Consider the following 22,066-nt stretch of genomic DNA (forward strand, 5'->3'; position numbering starts at 1 on the left):
GAGTAATTCCCGCCGCAGACCCGAGATTTCCCGGGCCACGAGCCCAGTTGTGGCGCGGACGATCCGGTGACCGGCGACCACCCACAACATCATGACCAGCTTCAACCTCTGCTGCCCGGAGCAGGACTCCACCGGCTACCCCGGTCGGCCCGTACGAGATATTCATGCAGAAATGCATCCCGTAACTGCGATACACGTACAGCAAACCTGCGCGCTCGAACATGACACGGTTACGGGGCGTGCGTCCCCGATAGGAATGCGCTGCCGGGTCCGGCCACGGTCCGTCCTTCTCCCCGCCGTATGCCTCCACTTCGACGATCCGAAGGCTCACGTCGTCTACTGACAGCGTCGAACCGAGAATGATCAGTCCCGCCTCCAGCGGGGACGTCACGCGCGCCAACTGCTTGATGCTCACAATTCGATTGTGCCTTTCCTCTTGACGCTGGGTCTTGCCCGGTTTCACAATTCAACATGTGATGAATTAATGGAATCGAGGTTCGCCGTGACCACACCACCTGCGATCGACATCCGAGGACTCACTGTCATCCGCGGAAAGCAAGAGGTACTCCACTCCATAAACCTGCAGGTAGCCGCCGGATCGGTCACGGGACTGCTCGGCCCGTCCGGGTGCGGCAAGACAACACTGATGCGTGCGATAGTCGGAACTCAGATCGTCAAGAGCGGTGACGTAGGCGTTCTCGGCGATCACGCCGGATCACCGGCACTACGTCGACGCGTCGGGTATGTCACCCAATCCCCCAGCGTCTACCGCGACCTGACCGTCACCCGCAACGTCCAGTATTTCGGATCTTTGTACGGCAAATCCGGAGCCGATGTTCGCGCCGCAATCGACGCAGTGGGGCTCACTCGCTATACCGACCAGCTCGGCGCAGACCTGTCCGGGGGTCAGATCGGGCGCGTGTCACTCGCGTGCGCTTTGGTTGCCGACCCCGACCTGCTGGTTCTCGACGAGCCGACCGTCGGGCTCGACCCCGTCCTTCGCGTTGAACTCTGGGAGAGATTTGCCGAACTCGCCAAGGGCGGAACCACCCTGTTGATCTCCAGTCACGTCATGGACGAAGCAGACCATTGCGCGGAGCTGATCCTGATGCGCGACGGATACCTACTTGCGCAACTGACGCCTGACGAACTACGCGTCAAAACCAGGTGCGAACGCCTCGAAGACGCATTCCTGGAGCTTATCCGGACCTCGCCGGTGGGAGGCGAAATATCATGAGTGTCACCATCTTCGGAGCAACTACGGTTCGAATACTCATGCAGCTGCGCCAGGACCGCCGCACAGTTGCCATGATCTTGCTGGTTCCGTCGCTGCTGATGATCCTGCTGTATTTCCTCTACGTCGACGTCCCGACTGCACCGGGCGCAGTACCGCTGTTCCAACGGGTCGCCATCACGATGCTCGGGATCCTGCCCTTTGTCGTGATGTTCCTGGTCACCTCCATCGCTATGCAACGTGAGCGCAGTTCCGGAACCCTCGAACGACTACTCACCACGCCGATGGGCAAACTTGACCTTCTCGCCGGATACGCGGCAGCGTTTTCTCTGTCGGCTGCGGCGCAAGCATCTCTCGCGTGCGCCGTTGCGTTCGGCTTTCTCGGTCTCACTATCGCCGGAAGCCTCGGCTGGGTGATTGTCATCGCTGTACTGGGCGCAATCCTCGGAGTAGCGCTCGGCCTGTTGGCCAGCGCTTTTGCAAAGACCGAGTTCCAAGCCGTTCAGTTCATGCCGGTGGTGGTAGTTCCACAATTGTTCCTCTGCGGACTCCTGGTTCCCCGCGACCAATTACCGACGTGGCTCGAATGGATCAGCAACGTCCTACCGCTGAGCTACGCCGTCGACGCACTTCAGCAAGTATCGATGAACGCTCATGCCACTGGTCAAATGTGGCGCGATCTCGCAGTGATGGCGCTCTTCGCCGCGGCCGCGCTCACCCTGGCCGCCGCAACACTCGACCGCCGAACCCCATGAGTAGCAACAAAATACCGTTGCGACCTGGCCGGCGCCCCGGCAAGTCCGAGACGCGCACGCAGATCCTCGACAGCGCCAGACGCGCATTCTCACAAAACGGTTTCGCGCGAACCACCGTCCGCGCCATCGCAAGTGACGCCGACGTCGATCCGGCTCTGATTCATCACTACTTCGGCAGTAAAGAGCAGTTGTTCACTGCTGCAATCGACCTACCGCTGGATCCGAAAAGTGTCCTCACACCGGTTCATTCGTCTACAGACGACCAACTGGGCATTAGCCTGCTGACCGCTGTCCTCGGCGTCTGGGAATCGGAGCATCAGGACGCGATTCTCGCCGCATTTCGTTCCGCAATTACCGGTGACGGAACACGACTGATTCAGAGTTTCCTTCTGAACATCGTCTTACGGGACATCATCCCGCGCGTGGACACACCTGCGGGCACCGGACTACTTCGCGCCGAGTTGGTGGCGTCGCAGATCGCTGGACTCCTGGTCACTCGCTACATTCTCGAGCTGGAACCGCTGAAATCGCTGAGCGTCGACGCCCTGGTACCGCTGGTGGCGCCGAACCTCCAGCGGTACCTCACCGGCAAATTGCCGATTCAGCCGGAACGGCCGACCTAGCCCTCTGCTTTGGCGAGCAACTGCTCGTGCTCGTCGTCGGCAACATCGCGCGCTTCATCGATCAGCAGCACCGGAATGCCGTTTTCAATCGGGTAAGCGCGTCGCAGGCGAGGGTTGTAGAGCAGCTCGTCCCCGACCAACAGCAGTGGACCCTTGTCTTGCGGGCAGGCCAAAATGCTGAGCAACGTCGAATCAATAGCCACGTTTATCCTCTCGAACCGAACACGAACCGATCAGGTTCAGGCTACCCGCTGAGCCGATACTCACCGCGAACCCGTACCCATCCTGGTCGGCATCAATTGTGCTGCAACCGCCTTGGTCAGCCGCTTGTACGACTGGGTTTCGGAGTCGAGATACCAGGTCCGCGGTCCCGGAGCCGGCAGTCCCGCCGCCGCGAGCGCGGCGGGATCGGGCCGGAACGACGAACCGACAGCGATCTCGTCGACCACATGCACGATGTCCGGACGAGCATCGAAATCGAGTTGATCCAACGTCTCGGCAAGTTCTGCCGCACGGAAATTGCGCCCCGGCAACCAGGTCACCGCAGCCACTGCCAACTGGAACGGCGCGTGACCTACCGCGTACGCCACCGCAAGATCCACCCGCGAGACGCTCGACAGCGCGTCGACGATCGGAGCGGTGAACACGGGTCCACGCACCGTCGAGATCACCGTGTTCTTGTGGTCGACCAGCCAGTAATCGCCGTCGGAATCGCGGCGGAACAGATTTTCAGTCGGAATCCAGGAATCACCGGCCTCGAACAGCCCGCGCATGGCGCCGCCGGACAGATCAGCATTGAACCCTGCACGACCCAGCAACAATCCGACCTCGTCGTCAGCGCACTCGCGGACAAACCCGTCCTCGTTCTCGAGGAGTCGGCCGCTGCGCGGATCGTAGGCCGCGAGTCGCACCCGAGCACTACCCGGCAACGGACGCCCCTTGCACCCGATCTTCGATCCGGCCACATTCGCGAGGATCACGTCACCTTCGGTGGAGGCGTAGAACTCGAGGATCTGAGCCGGATCGAACGCCTCGGTGGTGCGCTTCCACAGCCCGGGCGACATACCGGATCCGATGAAGAGCCGAACGGGATGAGTACCGTCGAGCAGGAGAAGATCCTCGTCGAGAATCTCGCGCATCATCGACCACGTGTAGCTCACGACGGTGACGCCGTAGCGATGGATCTCCTCGACAAATCGAGCCGGGTCCAGCCCTCTCGACAGCGCGATCCGACTGCCACCTGCCATTGCGCCGCCGATCGTCGCCAGCAAACTCGACGAATGATGGAGCGGCGCCAGGCAATACACGGTGTCGCCGCGATCGAGGTCGGCAGCGGAGGCCGTACCGAATGCCGACAACGCCCACCGGTAGTTGGTAATCTGCTTGGCTTCGAGTCGGCCACCCGATTCCGCGAAGATGATGAAGGCAAGTTCGCGCGCAATCCCCGGATCGGGCCTGTACCAACCCGGCAGACTTACCGTCTCCGGGTCGATCTGCTCGAGATCGATGACGTCGTGCGCAGGATCCACGCTCAATCCACGCGCGTCACCGCCGCCGAGTACCAGGACCGGACGCCCCGCTGACAGCACTTCCTGAACGTTCTCCGGATCGGTGATGATCCGGTCGACATTTCCGAGTTTCACTGCCGTCGCAAGGTCGCCGCCGGGTGGGAGCATGACTGCAACAGCTCCGAGTCGCGACAGCGCGGCGATGGCAGCGAGAGCACTTGGCCGCGTCTCCATGAGAATTCCGACGTGCGCAGCCGGTCGCACTCCGACAGATATCAAACCGCGAACAACGTTGTCGATCCGGATGTTGACGGCTTCGTAGGTATGGACGCGGTTGTCGAAGAGGAAGCACTCCCCCGCCGGAGCCTTACGTCGCTGCTCGGCCAACAGTGCACTGAGCGAAATCTTGGTGTGCGGCTGAATCTGATTGAGCCTGGCCAACCTGGGCAGAGCGCGAGCAGCCTCGCCGGACAATTCGAAAGTCCCGCGCAATGCACCGCTGGCCAGATCGCTGATTCCCTTGGTCACGCCGACGCCGACCTCGGCTACCGACGCGACGGTGTGAATGATCCGATTGCTCATCGACACCCCGGTCTCGTCCTCGGGGTACGGACCCTGCGGCATCCTGACGACACGCGCCGGCCGAGTCCCCCCCTGTTCGATCCACTGCACGAATTCGCCCGTTGTCGGCCACGTGTGATTTGCGGCGACGGAGCCCACCACCAGTCCGAAATGCCCAGCGCGCAAGGTTGATTCGTAGACGTCAGCTCGCGGCGCCGCCTGCGTGATCCCGCGGACCGCTTGGGGTTGCCCGATGTCATCCACCTCGCCGACAAAGGCCAGGACGGGACAGGTGATCGACGCAAGCGTCACGGCTTGGTCCTTGATGACAAACCCACCGGACATCATCCGGTTATGCACGACAAACTGCTTGAGCAGTTCGGCAACGGCGGGCCCGGACCAGCCGACCCATCCCTCCGTCGCCAGGAAGCGTCGTTGCTGTTCCCGCGGTAGAAGCGCCTCACGATCGTGAAGTTGAAGCAGAAAGTCGACGCGCGACTTGAGCGTCTTGACGGGATCGAGCAGCTGGAAGCCTGTCCGAGCCATCCATCCCGTAACCGCCAGCCTGTTGAAGACGTGGTCGGCGAGAAAATCTGCTCCCCACGTGGCTATCCCCGCCGGAATACCGAACGGGAGCGCCGCAAGCGTGTCGACCGGGCTTCCGAAAGTGATGAGACTGGCGATATTTCGGCTCTGACGGTATGCCGCAGCTTGGTAAGCGAACATTCCGCCCTGCGAATATCCCGACAGGTGAACGTCTTTGCCCGTGTGCCGATGGACGTGATCGACGACCTCACTGAGCGCGATGATGTGGTCGGCGAGATTGCGGCCCCAGCCACCGTCCTGCGCGTCAGGTTCACCGAAGTCGACTACCCACGGATCAAGCCCCATCTCGTGGAGGATGCCGACAGCCCCCTGATCGCGTGTCACGTCGTACACGCCGGCCGACATCATCATCGGCGGGATCAACACGATCGGCGGACCGACCTCCGCTGGATCTGTGTCCGGGAAATACCGCCGGAGACGATACATCGGCGCGCGTTCGACGATCTCGAACGGCGAGGTTGTCAGATCCGTCTCGAGTCCGCCTAGACGAACAACCTCCAGGCCGTTCTGCGCTGTCGCGACCACCCGCCGAAGCGGGCCCAGCACCGACTTGGAATTCAATCCCACCATTTCACTCCCAAGTAACTCGCGTCAAAACTTCTGTCGCATTCGTGTCGAGCTAAACAAGCCTACTGCCCCGGATAACACGTACGCGGCCAGAGAGAAAAAATCCTCTCTGACCGCGTACGACAACATCGACAACCAGTGACTGGCTTAGAGTGGCCACTCCCGCAGCGACTGAGCCAGCGTGCGTACGCCGTTCAGTTGCTCGGCCACCCGGACACCTGCGGTTCCGCCACGTGCGTTGCGCGAGGCGATGGAACCCTCGACCGTCAGAACTTCCCGAACAGCGGGTGTCAACGACGCGTCGACACCGGCCAGTTCCTCGTCGGTCAGATCCTCGAGTCCGACGCCACGAGCCTCGGCGACGCGCACACACGCACCCGCGGCCTCATGTGCGACGCGGAACGGAACGCCCTGACGGACCATCCATTCTGCGATGTCGGTGGCCAGCGTGAAGCCGGCCGGTGCCAACTCCGCCATGCGCTCGGTGTGGAACTCGAGTGTCTGCACCAGACCCGTGATGGCCGGGAGCAACATTTCGAGTTGCGCAACCGAATCGAAGACCGGTTCCTTGTCCTCCTGCAGATCGCGGTTGTACGCCAAGGGCTGAGCCTTGAGCGTCGCCAACAATCCCGTGAGGTTGCCGATCAGACGACCCGACTTACCGCGCGTGAGCTCGGAAACATCCGGATTCTTCTTCTGCGGCATGATCGACGATCCGGTAGACCACGCGTCGGCGAGCGTGATGTAGCCGAATTCCGGTGTGCTCCAGATGATGACCTCTTCGGCCATCCTCGACAGGTCGACCCCGATCATGGCCAGCACGAACGCGGCCTCGGCAGCGAAGTCACGCGACGCCGTGGCGTCGATCGAGTTCTCCGCCGAACTGTCGAATTTCAGTTCTGCCGCAATAGCTTCGGGGTCGAGTCCGAGCGAGGAACCGGCAAGCGCGCCGGAACCATACGGAGACACCGCAGCTCGCACGTCGAAGTCACGCAGACGCGCAACGTCACGCAACAACGGATGTGCATGCGCCAGAAGGTGATGCGCGAGCAACACCGGCTGAGCTGCCTGCAAGTGCGTCTTACCCGGCATGACCGCGTCGGGATGTGCAGCCGCCTGGGTGGCAAGAGCGTCGACGACGTCGAGCACTCCGTCCGCGACGCGGCGCACCGCATCACGCAGCCACATACGGAACAGTGTCGCCACCTGGTCGTTACGTGAACGACCGGCACGCAGACGCCCACCGACCTCGGGACCGACCCGCTCGATCAGACCACGCTCGAGTGCGCCGTGCACGTCTTCGTCCGACTCGCTCGGACCGAACGCACCACTGGCGACGTCAGCGGCGAGCCGCTCCAAACCGTCGAGCATGGTTGCGAGATCGGCCTCGCTGAGCAGACCGGCCTTGTTCAGCACGCGGGCATGAGCCTGCGACGCTCGCACGTCGTACGGAGCCAGAACCCAGTCGAAATGAGTCGACTTACTCAGCGCCGCCATGGCGGCAGCCGGTCCGGATTCGAACCGCCCGCCCCACAGTGCGCCTTCATTTGTTCCGTGGCTGGCAGTCACAGTCAGAGACCCAGATCGCGCTTTGCGGCGACCTTCGACGACAGACCGTGGATCTCGACGAAGCCCTTCGAAGCGGACTGGTCGAAGCTGTCGCCCTCGTCGTACGTAGCGAGGTTGAAGTCGTACAGCGACTCGGGGCTACGACGGCCGTTGACCGTGATGGCTCCACCGTGCAGGAAGAGACGGATGTCGCCGGTGACGCGTTCCTGCGTCTTCTCGACAAACGTGTCGAGAGCATCCTTGAGCGGGGAGAACCACAGGCCGTCGTAGACCAGCTCGGACCAACGCTGCTCCATCTGACGCTTGTAGCGACCGAGTTCGCGTTCGAGGGTGACATGCTCGAGTTCCTGGTGAGCGGTGATGAGGACCATCGCACCGGGAGCTTCGTAGATCTCGCGGCTCTTGATGCCCACGAGGCGGTCCTCGACGACGTCGAGACGGCCGACGCCCTGAGCACCAGCGCGGCGGTTCAGTTCCTGGATAGCTTCGAGAACGGAGACCGGACGGCCGTCGATGGCAACCGGGCGACCCTTGTCGAAGCTGATGATCAGCTCGTCAGGTGCGTTCCAGTTGGCCGTCGGATCCTCGGTGTAGTCGTAGACGTCCTTGGTGGGCGCGTTCCACAGATCCTCGAGGAATCCGGTTTCGACAGCGCGGCCCCAGACGTTCTGATCGATCGAGAACGGCGACTTCTTGGACACGTTGATCGGGATGTTGTTCTCTTCCGCGAAAGCGATTGCCTTCTCGCGGGTCCAGGCGTAGTCACGAACCGGTGCGATGACCGAGAGGTCGGGAGCGAGGGCGCCGAAGCCGACCTCGAAACGAACCTGGTCGTTGCCCTTACCGGTGCAACCGTGCGAAACGATGGTTCCGCCGTGCGAGCGTGCGGCCTCGACGATGTGCTTGACGATCAGCGGACGGCTGATCGCGGACACGAGCGGGTAGCGGTCCATGTACAGGGCGTTGGCCTGGATGGTCGGCAGGCAGTATTCGTCCGCGAACTCGTTGCGAGCGTCGACGACAACGGATTCGACTGCGCCGCAGTCGAGTGCGCGCTGACGCACGACCTCCATGTCCTCGCCGCCCTGTCCCAGATCGATGGCGACGGCGACAACTTCAGCGCCGGTCTCCTTACCGATCCAACTGATGGCAACAGAGGTGTCCAGCCCGCCCGAGTAGGCGAGTACGACGCGATCGGCCATGGTGTGTGTGCTCCTTCGGTTGAAAATCTTCTATCAAGAATAAGGGGTCAGGCGAGGGATTCGATCATGGCGCTGAGTTCCGCTCCGGAAAGCGGTTCTCGGGCCATGACGAAGATGGTGTCATCTCCCGCGATAGTCCCCACGATATCGGTCAGCGAGGCACGATCAAGTGCACTCGCCAGGTAGTGCGCAGCCCCCGGTGGGGTCCGGAGTACCGCCATGTTGCCGCTGGAATCCGTGGACACCAACAGCTCTCCGAGCAGCCGCGACAAGCGGTCAGTGCCGCCGGAGACACCGCGTACGGGGTTGCCGTCCTCGGGCACCACGTACACACCGGCGCCGCCATCTGCTGCCCGGAGTTTGACCGCTCCCAGCTCTTCGAGGTCACGCGAGAGCGTTGCCTGTGTCGCCTCGATGCCTTCTTCTCCCAGCAGCGACGCAAGTTCCGTCTGGCTGCGAACCGGGTGTGCCGCCAGCAACGCGATGATGCGCGACTGGCGACCGGCCCGAGTAGGAGCGATGCTCACGCTGCGCCTGCGGTTCTCTGCTCCAGCAGCCAGACCAACAGGGCCTTTTGCGCATGCAAGCGGTTCTCTGCCTCGTCCCACACGACACTCTGCGCGCCGTCGAGCACATCGTCGGTAACCTCTTCGCCGCGATGCGCGGGAAGACAGTGCAGGACAACAGCCTTGGGGTCGGCCAGCGCCAGTAGTTCGGCGTTGATCTGGTACGGGCGGAAGGGGCCGACCCGATCGAGTCCGTCGTTTTCCTGACCCATCGACGTCCACGCATCGGTCACGAGTGCATCTGCGCCTGCGGCAGCTTTCTGCGGATCCCGGGTCACCGTGATCGTCGCACCGGTCTCCTCGGCCCGCTTACGCGCTACGGCCAGAATCCACTCCGCCGGCTCGAATCCCTCCGGGCCACAAATCGTGACATTGATACCGGCCGTGACTCCGCCGAGCATCAGCGAGTGCGCCATGTTGTTTGCACCGTCACCCAGGTAGGTGAGGTTCAGACCCTTCAACTCACCCTTGTGCTCGGCCAGTGTCTGCAGATCCGCCAGGACCTGACACGGATGGAATTCGTCGGAGAGTGCGTTGACGATGGGAATTGTTGCGCCCGTTGCCATCTGCTCCAGGCGCTTCTGGCCGAACGTGCGCCACACGACGGCGTCGACGTAGCGGGAGAGGACGCGTCCGGTATCGGCCAAGGTCTCCTCGCGGCCGAGTTGCGTACTCCGGCCGTCGACGACAACGGCATGGCCGCCCATCTGGGCGATACCCATCTCGAACGAGAACCGCGTGCGGGTCGAGTTCTTCTCGAAGATCACCCCGACGCCGCGCGGCCCCTCGAGTGGGCGACGTGAGAACGGGTTTTTCTTGAGCTCGGCCGCCAGAGCCAGGACCTCGGCCTGCTGCGCAGGAGTCAGATCGTCGTCCCTGAGAAAGTGTTTCACCATGGTAGTCACTTCTCCCCCGGCTGATCAGCCGATAATGCGTGATCGAAAATGGCAGGTAATGCCGCCACAAACGCCTCGGCCTGCTCGTCGGTGAGGATCAGCGGCGGTGCCAACCGGATGACTCCGGAATTCGCTGCATTCACAAGATACCCGGCTTCGCGTGCTGCATTTTCCACAGCGGGCGCAACGTCCTGTGTCAACACAACACCCAGCAGGAGGCCGGAACCGCGGACGTAGTCGACCAACGGATGGCCCAACTCTTCGATGCCCGCGGTGATGGACTTGCCCAGGCTGTCGGCGCGTGAGATCAAGTCTTCGTCGGCGACGGTCTTCAGCACGGCAAGTGCTGCCGCAGCGCACACCGGGTTGCCACCGAACGTCGTCCCGTGTTTGCCGGGACCGAACAACTCCGCCGCCGCGCCCGTCGCAATGCAGGCGCCGATCGGCATACCGCCACCGAGACCCTTCGCGAGAGTGATGACGTCCGGAACGATGCCGACAGCCTGATGGGCGTAGAACCAGCCCGTCCGGCCGATTCCGGTCTGCACCTCGTCCAGTACCAGCAGAGCGCCCCGCTCTGCGGTGATCCGGCGAGCTTCGACCAGGTAGCCCTCTGGCGGCACGACAACGCCGCTCTCACCCATGATCGGTTCGAGGAACACTGCTGCGGTATCGGAATCGACGGCCCGGTCGAGAGCCTCGATATCTCCGTAGGGAACGTATTCGACGCCGGCAGGCATCGGTTCGAACGGCGCCCGCTTGGCCGGCTGACCGGTCAATGCCAACGCGCCCATCGTCCGGCCGTGGAAAGAGTTCTCCGCGGAGATGATCTTCTTGCGTCCCGTGGCGCGGGCAAGTTTGAAGGCTGCCTCGTTGGCCTCGGTACCCGAGTTGCAGAAGAACGCCCGACCGGACACATTGCCCAGATGTCCGAGCAACTGCTCTGCCAATTCGATGGCAGGCTCACTCGCATACAGGTTGGAGACATGCCCGAGGGTCGACAGCTGATTCGTCACAGCCTCGATGATCGCGGGATGCGCGTGACCGAGAATGTTGACGGCGATGCCGGCCAGGAAATCGACATACTGCTTACCGTCGGCATCGGTGAGGACTGCACCTTCACCGCGCACAAGAGCTACCCGCGGTACGCCGTAGTTGTTCATCAGCGACGCGGACCACCGCTGCTGCAATTCGATCGTGCTCATGAGTTGGCTCCCTGCTCGGTGATGTCGGCTCCGGGCACAACCATCGTGCCGATGCCCTCACCTGTGAAAAGTTCGAGTAGAACGGAATGCGCAAGGCGTCCGTCGATAACGTGCGCCGACGGAACTCCGCCTCGCACAGCGCGTAGGCAGGCCTCCATCTTCGGCACCATGCCCGCGTCGAGACTCGGCAGAAGCTCGGCCAGCGCGTCGGCGTCGATTTCGCTCGCGAGCGATGACCGGTCCGGCCAATCCGTGTACAGCCCTTCGACATCGGTGAGGACTACCAGCTTTTCCGCACCGATCGCCTCGGCCAACGCAGCTGCAGCCGTATCCGCATTGATGTTGTGAACAACACCGTCCGCGTCGGGAGCGATAGTCGATACCACCGGAATGCGTCCTGCTGCAATGAGATCCAGCACGGCGTCGGGGTTGACCGTGGTGACGTCGCCGACGAGGCCGATATCGGTCTGCTCGCCTTCCACCGCTACGGTACGACGCGTTGCGGTGAACAGATGTGCGTCTTCGCCGGAAATTCCGACCGCGTACGGTCCGTGCGCGTTGATCAGTCCGACGAGTTCGCGGCCTACCTGACCGAAGAGCACCATCCGGACGACGTCCATGACCTCTGGTGTCGTGACCCGGAATCCGCCGCGAAACTCGCCCTTCATACCCAGACGCGCCAGCATGGCGTTGATCTGCGGCCCACCACCGTGAACCACCACGGGATGGATGCCGACAGTACGCAGGAACGCCATGTCCGCCGCAAACGCGGTCTTGAGTTCGTCGTCGACCATCGCGTTGCCGCCGTACTTGACCACGACGATCTTGTCCCGGAAGCGCTGCAGCCACGGCAACGCTCCAGCCAGGACGTGCGCCTTCTGGTGCTCGCTGATCGCGCTCAACAGATCGGTCATGACGAGTACGCCGAGTTCTCTTCGACATACGCGTGCGACAGGTCCGTCGTGCGAATCGTCACGGACTGATCGCCGAGCCCGAGGTTGATATCGAGCTCGATGTCGATGCCACTGAGATCGACATCGCGCGCGCCCGGTGCACCGACGCCGTCGATGCAGACGGGACTTCCGTTGAAAGACACACTGATTCGATCAGGATCAAGTTCGATGGGCGCGATACCGACGGCCGCAAGCACGCGTCCCCAGTTGGGATCGGAGCCGAACAGCGCGGTCTTGACCAGGCTGTCACGCGCAATGGTCCTGGCACCGATCAGCGCGTCGGACTCGGAGACCGCACCGCGCACTGTCACCTTCACACGCTTGGTGACGCCCTCGGCGTCGGCCATCATCTGATCGGCGAGGTCGTCGCACACCGCCAATACGGCAGCGTTCAGTTCGTCCTGGCTGGGTGCAACGCCGCTGGCGCCGGAGGCCAGTAACAGCACGGTGTCGTTGGTCGAGGTGGCGCCGTCGACGTCGAGGCGATCGAAGCTCAGGTGCGTTGCCGCGCGGAGCGCAGTATCGAGCTGCTCGGCGGTGGCGACGGCATCGGTCGTGACCACACACAGCATCGTCGCCAATGCGGGTGCCAGCATGCCTGCGCCCTTGGCCATTCCGCCGACATTCCACTTGTTTGCGTGGTGCAGCGACGCCTGCTTCGGCACGGTGTCGGTGGTCATGATCGCGTATGCCGCGTCGGTACCACCGGAGATGCCGCCGGCAAGTTCGTGCACTATCTCGGTGACGCCGGGAAGAAGCTTGTCCATGGGCAACCGGTCGCCGATAAGTCCGGTGGAACAGACGGCAACTTCGATCGCGCCCGTCTCAGTTCCCCAATTGCTCAGCGCCGACGCCACTTCCTCGGCCGTCTTGTGCGCGTCCTGGAATCCGCCGGCACCCGTGCACGCGTTGGCGCCACCGGAGTTGAGGACGACCGCACGCAATTTGCCTGTCGTGAGTACCTGCTGCGACCACAGCACCGGCGCGGCCTTCACCTTGTTGAGGGTGAACACGCCGGCGGCCGCAAGATCAGGCCCTTCGTTCAGCACGAGCGCGAGATCCGACTTGCCGCTCTTCTTGATACCGGCGGCAATTCCGGCGCCGCGGAATCCGGCAGGTGCCGTCACACCCTGAGTGCGAAGCAGGCGGCCGCCGGCGACGTGCACCACATCAGTTTCGGTGGCGTCGTCGATCTGCTGCGGATTGTCGGTGCTCACGGAGCTACTCCCACGGTAGAGAGACCTGCGGTCTCGGGTAGACCAAGGGCAAGATTCATCGATTGCACTGCGCCACCGGCCGTGCCCTTGGTGAGATTGTCGATTGCTGAAATCACAACGAGTTGACCGGCGTCGCTGTCGACGGCGATACCGATCTGTACTGCGTTGGACCCGATCACTGCGCCGGTCTGCGGGAAGACTCCGGCAGGCAGCACATGGATGAACGGTTCGTCCTTGTAGGCGTTTTCGTATACTTCCCGCGCCTGCGCTTCGCTGGCCGTGGTGGCAGCAGTGCACGTTGCGAGGATGCCGCGAGGCATGGGAGCGAGAACAGGAGTGAACGACACACTGATGTCCGCTCCGCCTGCAGCTTTCAGATTCTGGATGATTTCGGGGGTGTGGCGATGCACTCCGCCGACGCCGTATGCGCGGGCCGAACCCATGACCTCGGAGCCGAGCAGATCAGCCTTGGGAGCCCGGCCGGCGCCCGAAGTGCCGCTCACGGCAACAACATTGACATGCGAGCCGACGATTCCGGCAGCAACGGCGGGCGCCAAGGCCAGGCTTGCAGCCGTCGGGTAGCAACCCGGTACCGCGATCCGCGTTGCGCCCATCAACTTCTCGCGGTTGCCGGGCAATTCGGGAAGACCGTACGGCCACGTTCCGGCGTGGGGGCTCTTGTAGAACTTCTCCCACAGCGCGCCGTCCTGCAACCGGAAGTCTGCACCGCAATCGATGATGACCGTCGATTCCGGCAGCGCCTTGGCGTACTGAGCAGAGTTTCCGTGCGGAAGACCCAGGAACACCACGTCATGGCCGGCGAGGATGTCAACGGTCGTCTCTTCGAGTACCCGAGCCGACAGCGGAAGAAGGTGCGGGTGATGCTCACCGAGCGTCGAACCGGCATTTCCACCGGCAGTCAGAGAGCCGATCACCAGGCTGCCGTCGGCGTACGAGGGGTGTCCGAGAAGCAGACGCAGAACCTCACCACCGGCATACCCACTGGCACCGGCAACGGCGACTCTGATCGGCTTACGTATCTCCTCAGTCATACACATCATTATGCATCATCGTGCAAGGGAATGCATAATTACTTACCGGGGTTGTTATTTACCCATCGAACGCCGTATTTCCTCCAGTTTGGCCTTCGCAGCCTTCTGACGCTCGTCCCACTGCTCGTCGACGGTCTTACCGGCCGGACTCTCGTGCGCCAACTCCGCCGAACCGATCGACGTACCGAGCCGTCCCTCGATCTTCTCCCGAACGCGATCGAAAGTGGGGACTCCCGCCTCGGTGTAGTCGGGCTGGGTGTAATCGGGCTGGGAAATTATCGTGCCACTGACCGACACCACCGGGACGTCGATGATCTCGTCAACTTCCACCACAGTGTCGGGAAGCTCGACCACCTCGGCGTCGGCGGCCGTCGAATCGGCTTCTAGCCGACTCTGATCGATGCTTGCAGCAGCCGCATCGACGACGGAGAGCAGAACCGACAAACTGGGGCGACGTTCCGCGACCGCACGAATGACGGCCAGAAAATCCTTGTCGTCGAGTGCGTGTGCAGCTTCGACCACATCGTGTACTGAACCATCGTGCTCTGTCATCGTCAGTCCCTTCTCGAAATCGCCGACGGACAACCTCGATCCTTCCACGGCGGCCGGCCGGAACGTCAGCGTGACGCGAGATACGCGGTGAACGCCTCCTGGCTCGAGTACGCGGGAACGTAACCGAACTGCTCCTTGAGCCGCCGATTGTCGAGAACCGGCCGGTACTGGAGAAAACCGACCCGTTCCGGTCCATGCTCCGTCACACCGAGACGCCTCCCGACGCGCAGGACACTACGCAACAGCCACGCCGGCAGTGTCAGCGTTGCCTTTCCCATCTGTGCTGCCAGATCATCGACCGTCAACGCTCCGTCACCGGCAACGTTGAAGATCCCGACCTGCTCGCCAGTGACCGCTTCGGCAAAAGCACCCGCCACATCGGTATGCCAGACAAATACGAACGGACTGTCACTGCCGGCGACCTTGAGAAGCCGGGGCCGGTCGAACAGTGCGGTGATCTGATTGCTCACCGTCTCGCCGAGGATCGTGCCGATGCGAAAGATCACCTGCTCGAGTTCGGGGTGCACAATTCGGTATTCGGCCAGCATTTCTTCGACGAGGCGCTTGTGGCGGCTGTAGGTGAATGCGTCGTTGCCTCTGACAGCGGCGTCCTCGGTGATCCACGGCGGATTGTCGGCGTGATAGCCGTACGCCGCGCCGGACGACGAGACAACCACTCGTCGCACGCCGAATTCGACGCAGGCAGCAAGCACATTCCGCGTGCCGTCTACATCGACGCGATACTCCTGTTCCGCGGTGGTGTGCTTGCCCGGATTGACGATGGACGCAAGGTGAACCACGACGTCCGGCCGGTATTCGGCAAACACCTCGGTCAACTCCGTAGCGCTACGGACGTCCGCCCGTACTCGACGAACCTGGTCTGCAGCCACCTCGGGAACAGAGAGATCCGCGCTGACGACTGTGACGCCTTGCGCCGTCAAGGCCTCGACGACAGCGGTGCCGAGGAACCCGTTTCCACCTGTAATCAGTGCAGTGGTCACGCGGGTACCGCCGCTCGGATACGACGCTTCGACCAGATTGTGGCGAGCGCCAATCCTGCGATGATGTCCCAAATTCCCCACCAGCCGGCAACGATGGCCATACCGCCGAGGCCGTCGAAGAAGGTGAAGACCAACCCGAGGCCGAGCCCCGCGTTACGGATACCGACCTCGAACGAGACTGCGCGACGGCTGTATTCGTTCAAGCCGGTCGCGACCCCGCACACGTAACCCAGGCCGAGCGCAACAGCGTCGTGCAGGAACACCGCGATCAACACCACACCGATGTAGTCGACGAACTGCGACGCGTTGCCCGCTACTCCCGCCACGATGAAGATCAACAAAGCGACCAGTGCGCCGTTCTTCACCCAGGGTTGGGCCTTCGCGGCCACCTCCGGGAACTTCCGGGCAGCCCAGATTCCGAGGACGAACGGCACACCGATGATCAGTGCGATCTGCACGACCATCTCGACCGCATTCAGGTCCACCGACGCCAGCAATGCGTCCGTCTCAGGGCGCCTACTCCCCCAGAACGCAAAGTTGAGTGGCATCAGGAAGATCGCGAGGACATTCGACACGGCGGTCATCGACACCGACAGCGCGACGTCACCGCCGGCGCGGTGGGTCAGGACATTCGAGATGTTGCCTGGTGGGCAGCACGCCACCAGGATCATGCCGAGCGCCACCGACGGAGCCGGTGAAAGAATCAGCGTCAGAACAAACGTCACGGCCGGTAGTAATACGAATTGCGCTGCAATGCCGACTGCCATTGCCTTGGGTTTGGTCAGCGCACGACGGAAGTCGTCTACCGACGTGTCGAGTGCGATCCCGAGCATGATCGCGGCCAGAACCACGTTGAGAATCATCAACGATCCCGGGTTGAAGTTGAGAACGACCTCGTCGATCGGCATTACTGCCCGCCCTTCGTCAACGCTGAATCGAATAGTGCGATGTGACGCTTGATCTCGGCGCGATAGGCGTCCTTGTTCACGTAATACGCCATCCGGCCCAACGTCAGATACCGATATCCCCCGGACAGATCGGGCGGCGGACCAGCTGCGGCCGCGTCGAATTCACGCGCTGCCGCGGGAGCGTCCGTCCGCGCTTTGATCAGTTTCGCGACCATCTCGGCCTGCTCGAAGCGGCCCTGCCACCCGAGGCCCGACGCTTCGACCATGCCGAGGACAAACAGGGTGTCGTGCCGGCGGCTGGCGACGTTCAGAAATAGATCCGGCGCTGCCCCTGCCCAATCCAGATGCTTCCGCGCAATAAACGGGTAGTCGAGGTGGTAGCCGGTCGCGCAGAGCACGAGGTCGTAGTCGGAGACCGATCCGTCGACAAAATGGACGCTGTCCCCGTCGAAACCGTCGATGTCAGCGCGAACCCGCACGTCACCGTGACCGACGTGGTGCAAGATCAAGGAGTTCACCACCGGATGCGACTCGTAGATCTTGTAATCGGGCGCCGGAAAGCCGAACCGCACCGGATCACCCGTGAACTGTTTGAGCACCAGGGTATCGAGTCGTTGTTTGATCCACGGCGGCAACGGCTTTCCCTGATTCAGCGTGTCCGACGGACGCCCGAACAGGTACTTCGGAACGAAGTAGTACCCGCGCCGAACACTCAGATCCACGGAATCGGCGTAGTGAACAGCGTCGACGGCTATATCGCACCCACTGTTGCCCGCCCCGATGACCAGGACCCGTTTTCCACGAAAAATCTCTGCGCTCCGGTACTCACTCGTATGCAGGAGTTCGCCGCTGAACTCACCCGGAAACGTGGGCATGTTCGGCTTGGACAGCGTCCCGTTGGCGATGATTACGCCCCGATACGCCGCGGACGCGGTCTCCCCGTCACGGCTGCGGGTCGTCACCTTCCAGCGCGAGCCAGTCGGCGTGACGTCAACGACGGTGGTTCCGAAGCTGAACTTCTTCCGGAGATCATGGGCATCTGCATAGTCGCGAAAATACGCGGCGAGCTCCACATGACTGGGATAGTCGGCCACCGAATCCGCCATCGGAAATTCCGTGAATGCGGTAGTGCTTTTCGACGAAATGAGGTGGGCCGACTCGTACACGGTGCTGTGCGGGTTGTCGATGTCCCAGAGTCCACCGACATCGTCGTGGCTCTCGAAACCGTCGAACTCGATACCTGCCCGATCGAGGTTGCGAGCCCCGGCCAAACCCGACGGTCCCGCACCGATCACCGCGTACTTGTTCTCTGTGCTCATCCGCTGTTTCCGTCCGCCCTGCCTGCTCGACGCAGATCACTCTTGTCGCTTGAGAGTGGCAGATAGTCCGAAATTAACGACAAGATGCAGGATAATGATGTTATGGGTGCTGACATTGCTGATAAAAGTCTCTACATCGATGAAATCGACTTGAGGATAATTAATGCGCTGCAACTCGCCCCGCGCTCTACGTGGCTCTCGCTGGCCGAGCCACTCGAACTCGATGCCGCGACAATCGCCCGCCGGTGGAATCGCCTCTCGGAATCCGCGCTGGCGTGGGTGACAGTTACCCCTGGACCAAGCGTCCTCGACGCCATCGTGACAGCTGTAATCGAAATAGACTGCGCGCCGTCGCAACTCGACGCGATAGCCGAGCGCCTGACAACGCTGGCTCACGCGGTCACCATCGAAATCTCCACCGGCAGAGCCGATCTCCTGGTCACTGCCGGAACCCCAGATCTGGCTTCCATGTCGCAGTTCATTTCCCAACAGATCGCCACGATCGACGGCATACAAAGCCTGCGAACTTCGATCATCACACGCTGGTTCACCGAAGGCGGCCGGTGGCGCCTCAATGCGCTTGCGCCATCCGAGCGCGGCATCCTGACTGCCGGCGAATCGAGTGGGCGACGCTCACGCTCCCGGATAAGCGCAGTATCGGAACAAGACCGCACACTTCTCACCACACTCGCTCATGACGGGCGGACCCCGATGCGGGAACTTGCCGATTCGATCGGAATCAGTTCAGCCGCCTGCAAGCGGCAAATCGACCGCCTCACCTCATCGGGATCGGTGGCATTGCGGTGCGAATTCGCACGCCCCGTCGCGGGACTACCCATACTCGCAACCCTGTGGTGCCGCATCGACGCCGAGCATCTCGACACGGTGGGCCGGCTCATCAGTAGAGCCCCTGAGGTACGGAACTGTTTTGCCGTCGTCGGCCGCGAGAATCTCGTGGTGCAATTGTGGCTGCATTCGCCCGCAGAACTCGACGCATTCGAGATTCGACTGCGCGGAGAGTACCCCGAGTTGCGTATCGGGGACCGCTCGATCGTGCTCTACATCCGCAAACTACTCGGTCACGTGCTCGACCAGCATGGTCGCCGGACGAGTACCGTCGCGCCGGACGTCTGGCTTCCCCGATGAGCCAGAAACCTTGTCGAATTCGACTGAACGAGAAAGGGACCCGCGGCCTACTCGGCCCCGGGTCCCCTGACAACTCGTGCCGCTAGCCGCGCATCTGCGCACCGACAGCCTTGGACGCTGCCTCAACTGCTGCGTCACGCGCGGCACTGGCCTCGTCCTCGGTCAGGGTGCGATCCACGCCGCGGAAACGGAGTGCAAACGCCAGCGACTTGCGGCCTTCACCAACCTGCTCACCCTCGAAGACGTCGAACAGACGGATATCTTCGAGAAGTTCACCGCCGCCGACGCGTAGAGCTTCCTGAACCTCGGCAGCCGGAACGCTGCGGTCGACAACCACCGCAACATCCTGCAAAACTGCCGGGAACGGCGACACTCGCGGTGCGGGCAGGTTCTCGACCAACGGCAACGCGTCCAGGTCGATTTCCAAAGCGCAGGTGCGAGCGGGCAGTCCGGCCCGCTCGAGAACAGCCGGATGCAATTCGCCCGCATGACCGACAACATTGCCGTCGACAAGAACTTCGGCGCAACGACCCGGATGCCACGGCAGGTACTGCGCCGCACGCAGTTCAACCTCGACACCGGCCGCCGCAGCGATGACGCGCACCGCGGCAAACGTGTCCGATGCCTCGGCCGCACGGCCGGGGCCCCATGGACCGTTGAGTTCACGCAAACCACTGAGAACAGCGGCGACGTGTACCGGCTGATCCGGTAGTGACGCGATCAGATTGGCGATCTGATCATCCGTCGGGCGTCGGTCGACCGGCAATGCATCAACAGGCTTGGTATCCGGTCCCGGAAGCACAACCTGAGCGATACCGTACAGCGCGAGATCACGCTGACCGCGAGAAGCGTTGCGCGCCAATACCTCCAACAATCCGGGCAGGAGCGTCGTAGCCAGTTCAGGGCGATCCGCTTCGAGCGGGTTGAGCACCTTGCTCGTATTGCGGCGCGGATCGTCGCTGTCAAGACCCCAGACATCAAAAACGTTGGTGGGCAGGAACACCGGCGGCAGGACCTCGACGTACCCGGCATGAGCAATTGCCTTGGACACGGTGCGCTTGCGGCGCTGCTTCGGCGTCAATCCACGTCCGGCGGGCGCTGCGGGGAGTACCGACGGAATCTGCTCGAGGCCTTCGAGACGCAAAACCTCTTCGACCAGATCAGCAGGCTGAACCAGATCCGGACGCCACGACGGCGGGGTTGCGACCAACTGGCCGTGCCCTTCATCGCTGACTCCGACCTCGACCGTGCAACCGACCTGAGTGAGACGACGGGCCGCCGTGCCGTTGGGGTAACTGACACCGGCGACACGATCGGGAAGGTCGATGTCCATCCGAATCGCCTCGCGCGGCGCAACCGCGCCGACATCCGTGAGGACAGGTTCGATACGGCCACCGGCGATCTCGACAAGCAAGGCAGCGGCGCGGTCGACTGCGGCAACCGGGATAGCCGGGTCGACAACACGCTCGAAACGCTTGCTGGCCTCACTCGACAGCTTGTGCCGACGCGCAGTCTTGAATACCGCGAGCGGATCCCAGGTAGCAGCTTCGAGCAGGATGTCCGTGGTCTCGGACCCGACCTCGGTGGTCGCGCCGCCCATGACTGCAGCCAGCGAGATGACGCCGGAATCGTCGACGATCACCACGTCCTCGGGATCGAGGGTTCGCTCGACCTCATCGAGAGTGGTGAGCTTCTCGCCCGCCTTCGCGCGGCGAACAACCAGGTCACCCTTCACTGCATTCGCATCGAATGCGTGCAGCGGCTGACCCAGTTCCAGCATCACGTAGTTGGTGACGTCCACAGCGGGAGAGATCGGGCGAACACCCGAGAGCAGCAACCGTCGCTGCATCCACCACGGGCTGACCGCCTTCGGGTCGATACCGGTGACCTTGCGCATCACGAATCGCGTCGCCTTGGACTCCGCTTCGAGATGCACCGGCCACGCCTGCCCCTCGGCGGGATGGGCGGGAACCGAAGCGGGATCGGCAAATTCGAGATCGAAACCGCAGGCGAGCTCACGGGTAAGGCCACGCACCGAGAAGCAGTAACCGCGGTCCGGGGTGATGTTCAGTTCGATGATCGTGTCACCGAGTCCGAGCAACTCGTTGCCGTCTGCCCCAGGTTCAGCAGTGCCGGGCTCGAGCACCAGGATGCCCGAGTGGTCCTTGCCGATGCCGAGTTCCGCGACCGAGCAGATCATGCCGTCGGAAATCTTGCCGTACGTCTCACGAGTCGCGATGGCAAAGCCGCCGGGCAGCACAGCGCCGGGCAACGCGACGACGACGAGGTCACCCTCGGCGAAATTGCGGGCGCCACAGACGATGCCGCGCGGTTCTGCTTCGCCGACCTCGACCTGGCAGAAACGGATCGGCTTCTTGAACTCGGTGAGTTCGGTGATGTCGAGGACCTTGCCGACCACCAGGGGGCCGTCGATTGCCTCGAGTGTGTCGAGTTCCTCGACTTCGAGCCCTACCCGGACGAACCCTGCGTCCAGCTCTTCGGGAGTGACCTCCCACTCCGGAGTTGCCCGCTGCAGGATCTCGGTCAGCCAGGATTGCGCTACTCGCACGTCAGCTCAGCTCTCTCGTTTTCTCGATAAGTCTGTTGGTCGAAAATGTCCGCGTGC

Annotated in this window: 20 protein-coding genes (1 of these 20 running past the window's edge); 4 read left to right on the forward strand and 16 right to left on the reverse strand. The window is 62.6% G+C overall.

All coding sequences use genetic code 11. From position 1 onward, the window contains the following. A protein-coding gene (locus FFI94_RS16920; RefSeq protein ID WP_138868861.1) for a DNA-3-methyladenine glycosylase crosses the window boundary here: on the reverse strand, positions 1–415 show its 5' portion. 194 nt of this gene lie to the left of the window's left edge; only the first 415 of its 609 coding nucleotides appear in the window; it begins with the start codon at positions 413–415; its stop codon lies off the left edge, out of view. Between the two features lie 87 nt (positions 416–502). On the opposite strand from FFI94_RS16920, the gene FFI94_RS16925 reads away from it, so the two are divergent. Genes FFI94_RS16925 through FFI94_RS16935 form a run of 3 tightly spaced genes read left to right on the forward strand, consistent with a single transcriptional unit; the run spans position 503 to position 2,612 of the window. Then, complete coding sequence (locus FFI94_RS16925; RefSeq protein WP_138868862.1) at positions 503–1,237, forward strand: ABC transporter ATP-binding protein; 735 nt, start codon at positions 503–505, stop codon at positions 1,235–1,237. Beyond that, the gene (locus tag FFI94_RS16930) at positions 1,234–1,989 is read left to right on the forward strand and encodes an ABC transporter permease (RefSeq protein WP_138868863.1); all 756 of its coding nucleotides are present in this window, start codon (positions 1,234–1,236) and stop codon (positions 1,987–1,989) included. The genes FFI94_RS16925 and FFI94_RS16930 overlap by 4 nt, the downstream gene beginning before the upstream one ends. Continuing rightward, complete coding sequence (locus FFI94_RS16935) at positions 1,986–2,612, forward strand: TetR family transcriptional regulator (protein ID WP_138868864.1); 627 nt, start codon at positions 1,986–1,988, stop codon at positions 2,610–2,612. The genes FFI94_RS16930 and FFI94_RS16935 overlap by 4 nt, the downstream gene beginning before the upstream one ends. On the opposite strand, the gene FFI94_RS16940 is transcribed toward FFI94_RS16935, so the two are convergent. The 14 genes from FFI94_RS16940 to FFI94_RS17005 all read right to left on the reverse strand — a co-directional run bounded on the left by FFI94_RS16940 (position 2,609) and on the right by FFI94_RS17005 (position 18,294). Then, positions 2,609–2,815, reverse strand: a complete 207-nt coding sequence (locus tag FFI94_RS16940; protein ID WP_138868865.1) for a Trm112 family protein — start codon at positions 2,813–2,815, stop codon at positions 2,609–2,611. The genes FFI94_RS16935 and FFI94_RS16940 overlap by 4 nt on opposite strands. A gap of 60 nt (positions 2,816–2,875) precedes the next feature. Next, complete coding sequence (locus tag FFI94_RS16945; protein WP_138868866.1) at positions 2,876–5,857, reverse strand: acyl-CoA synthetase; 2,982 nt, start codon at positions 5,855–5,857, stop codon at positions 2,876–2,878. 144 nt (positions 5,858–6,001) lie between these two features. After that, entirely contained in the window at positions 6,002–7,423 is a 1,422-nt protein-coding gene (gene argH, locus FFI94_RS16950; RefSeq protein ID WP_138868867.1) for an argininosuccinate lyase, read from the reverse strand. A 2-nt stretch (positions 7,424–7,425) separates the two neighbouring features. Further along, complete coding sequence (locus tag FFI94_RS16955) at positions 7,426–8,625, reverse strand: argininosuccinate synthase (protein WP_138868868.1); 1,200 nt, start codon at positions 8,623–8,625, stop codon at positions 7,426–7,428. A gap of 47 nt (positions 8,626–8,672) precedes the next feature. Then, positions 8,673–9,152 (reverse strand): arginine repressor, encoded by a 480-nt coding sequence (locus tag FFI94_RS16960; protein WP_033230782.1) that lies wholly within the window; start codon positions 9,150–9,152, stop codon positions 8,673–8,675. Beyond that, entirely contained in the window at positions 9,149–10,087 is a 939-nt protein-coding gene (gene argF / locus FFI94_RS16965) for an ornithine carbamoyltransferase (RefSeq protein WP_138868869.1), read from the reverse strand. Before argF ends, FFI94_RS16960 begins: the two co-directional genes overlap by 4 nt. 5 nt (positions 10,088–10,092) lie before the next feature. Next, positions 10,093–11,292 (reverse strand): acetylornithine transaminase, encoded by a 1,200-nt coding sequence (locus FFI94_RS16970; protein ID WP_138868870.1) that lies wholly within the window; start codon positions 11,290–11,292, stop codon positions 10,093–10,095. Next, complete coding sequence (gene argB, locus FFI94_RS16975) at positions 11,289–12,206, reverse strand: acetylglutamate kinase (protein WP_138868871.1); 918 nt, start codon at positions 12,204–12,206, stop codon at positions 11,289–11,291. The genes FFI94_RS16970 and argB overlap by 4 nt, the downstream gene beginning before the upstream one ends. After that, a complete protein-coding gene (gene argJ / locus FFI94_RS16980; protein ID WP_185993231.1) occupies positions 12,203–13,462 on the reverse strand; it encodes a bifunctional glutamate N-acetyltransferase/amino-acid acetyltransferase ArgJ in 1,260 nt (419 codons plus the stop codon). Before argJ ends, argB begins: the two co-directional genes overlap by 4 nt. Next, positions 13,459–14,514: an N-acetyl-gamma-glutamyl-phosphate reductase gene (argC, locus tag FFI94_RS16985; RefSeq protein WP_138868872.1), complete on the reverse strand. Its 1,056-nt coding sequence runs from the start codon at positions 14,512–14,514 to the stop codon at positions 13,459–13,461. The genes argJ and argC overlap by 4 nt, the downstream gene beginning before the upstream one ends. A gap of 54 nt (positions 14,515–14,568) precedes the next feature. After that, complete coding sequence (locus FFI94_RS16990) at positions 14,569–15,066, reverse strand: hypothetical protein (protein ID WP_138868873.1); 498 nt, start codon at positions 15,064–15,066, stop codon at positions 14,569–14,571. A gap of 65 nt (positions 15,067–15,131) precedes the next feature. Then, on the reverse strand, positions 15,132–16,067 hold the full coding sequence (locus tag FFI94_RS16995; RefSeq protein WP_138868874.1) for an SDR family oxidoreductase: 936 nt from the start codon (positions 16,065–16,067) through the stop codon (positions 15,132–15,134). Further along, on the reverse strand, positions 16,064–16,975 hold the full coding sequence (locus FFI94_RS17000) for a bile acid:sodium symporter family protein (RefSeq protein WP_138868875.1): 912 nt from the start codon (positions 16,973–16,975) through the stop codon (positions 16,064–16,066). Before FFI94_RS17000 ends, FFI94_RS16995 begins: the two co-directional genes overlap by 4 nt. Beyond that, the gene (locus FFI94_RS17005; protein ID WP_138868876.1) at positions 16,975–18,294 is read right to left on the reverse strand and encodes an NAD(P)/FAD-dependent oxidoreductase; all 1,320 of its coding nucleotides are present in this window, start codon (positions 18,292–18,294) and stop codon (positions 16,975–16,977) included. Before FFI94_RS17005 ends, FFI94_RS17000 begins: the two co-directional genes overlap by 1 nt. A 102-nt stretch (positions 18,295–18,396) precedes the next feature. Between FFI94_RS17005 and FFI94_RS17010 the strand changes: the two genes are divergently transcribed. Next, positions 18,397–19,440 (forward strand): Lrp/AsnC family transcriptional regulator, encoded by a 1,044-nt coding sequence (locus FFI94_RS17010; protein WP_138868877.1) that lies wholly within the window; start codon positions 18,397–18,399, stop codon positions 19,438–19,440. Between the two features lie 82 nt (positions 19,441–19,522). Here the strand turns inward: FFI94_RS17010 and pheT are convergent, their stop codons facing one another. Beyond that, positions 19,523–22,009: a phenylalanine--tRNA ligase subunit beta gene (gene pheT, locus FFI94_RS17015; RefSeq protein WP_138868878.1), complete on the reverse strand. Its 2,487-nt coding sequence runs from the start codon at positions 22,007–22,009 to the stop codon at positions 19,523–19,525. Positions 22,010–22,066: the final 57 nt, after the last annotated feature.

This window comes from Rhodococcus sp. KBS0724 (assembly GCF_005938745.2).
Classification (GTDB): Bacteria; Actinomycetota; Actinomycetes; order Mycobacteriales; family Mycobacteriaceae; genus Rhodococcus_F.

Excerpts from the sequence above, each read along its gene's own strand:
- FFI94_RS17000 (WP_138868875.1), bottom strand. The coding sequence starts at position 16,975 with ATGCCGATCGACGAGGTCGTTCTCAACTTCAACCCGGGATCGTTGATG.
- argB (WP_138868871.1), bottom strand. The coding sequence starts at position 12,206 with ATGACCGATCTGTTGAGCGCGATCAGCGAGCACCAGAAGGCGCACGTC.
- FFI94_RS16945 (WP_138868866.1), bottom strand. The coding sequence starts at position 5,857 with ATGGTGGGATTGAATTCCAAGTCGGTGCTGGGCCCGCTTCGGCGGGTG.
- FFI94_RS16935 (WP_138868864.1), top strand. The coding sequence starts at position 1,986 with ATGAGTAGCAACAAAATACCGTTGCGACCTGGCCGGCGCCCCGGCAAG.
- FFI94_RS17010 (WP_138868877.1), top strand. The coding sequence starts at position 18,397 with ATGGGTGCTGACATTGCTGATAAAAGTCTCTACATCGATGAAATCGAC.
- argC (WP_138868872.1), bottom strand. The coding sequence starts at position 14,514 with ATGACTGAGGAGATACGTAAGCCGATCAGAGTCGCCGTTGCCGGTGCC.
- FFI94_RS16990 (WP_138868873.1), bottom strand. The coding sequence starts at position 15,066 with ATGACAGAGCACGATGGTTCAGTACACGATGTGGTCGAAGCTGCACAC.
- FFI94_RS16930 (WP_138868863.1), top strand. The coding sequence starts at position 1,234 with ATGAGTGTCACCATCTTCGGAGCAACTACGGTTCGAATACTCATGCAG.
- argF (WP_138868869.1), bottom strand. The coding sequence starts at position 10,087 with ATGGTGAAACACTTTCTCAGGGACGACGATCTGACTCCTGCGCAGCAG.
- FFI94_RS16970 (WP_138868870.1), bottom strand. The coding sequence starts at position 11,292 with ATGAGCACGATCGAATTGCAGCAGCGGTGGTCCGCGTCGCTGATGAAC.
- FFI94_RS17005 (WP_138868876.1), bottom strand. The coding sequence starts at position 18,294 with ATGAGCACAGAGAACAAGTACGCGGTGATCGGTGCGGGACCGTCGGGT.
- FFI94_RS16955 (WP_138868868.1), bottom strand. The coding sequence starts at position 8,625 with ATGGCCGATCGCGTCGTACTCGCCTACTCGGGCGGGCTGGACACCTCT.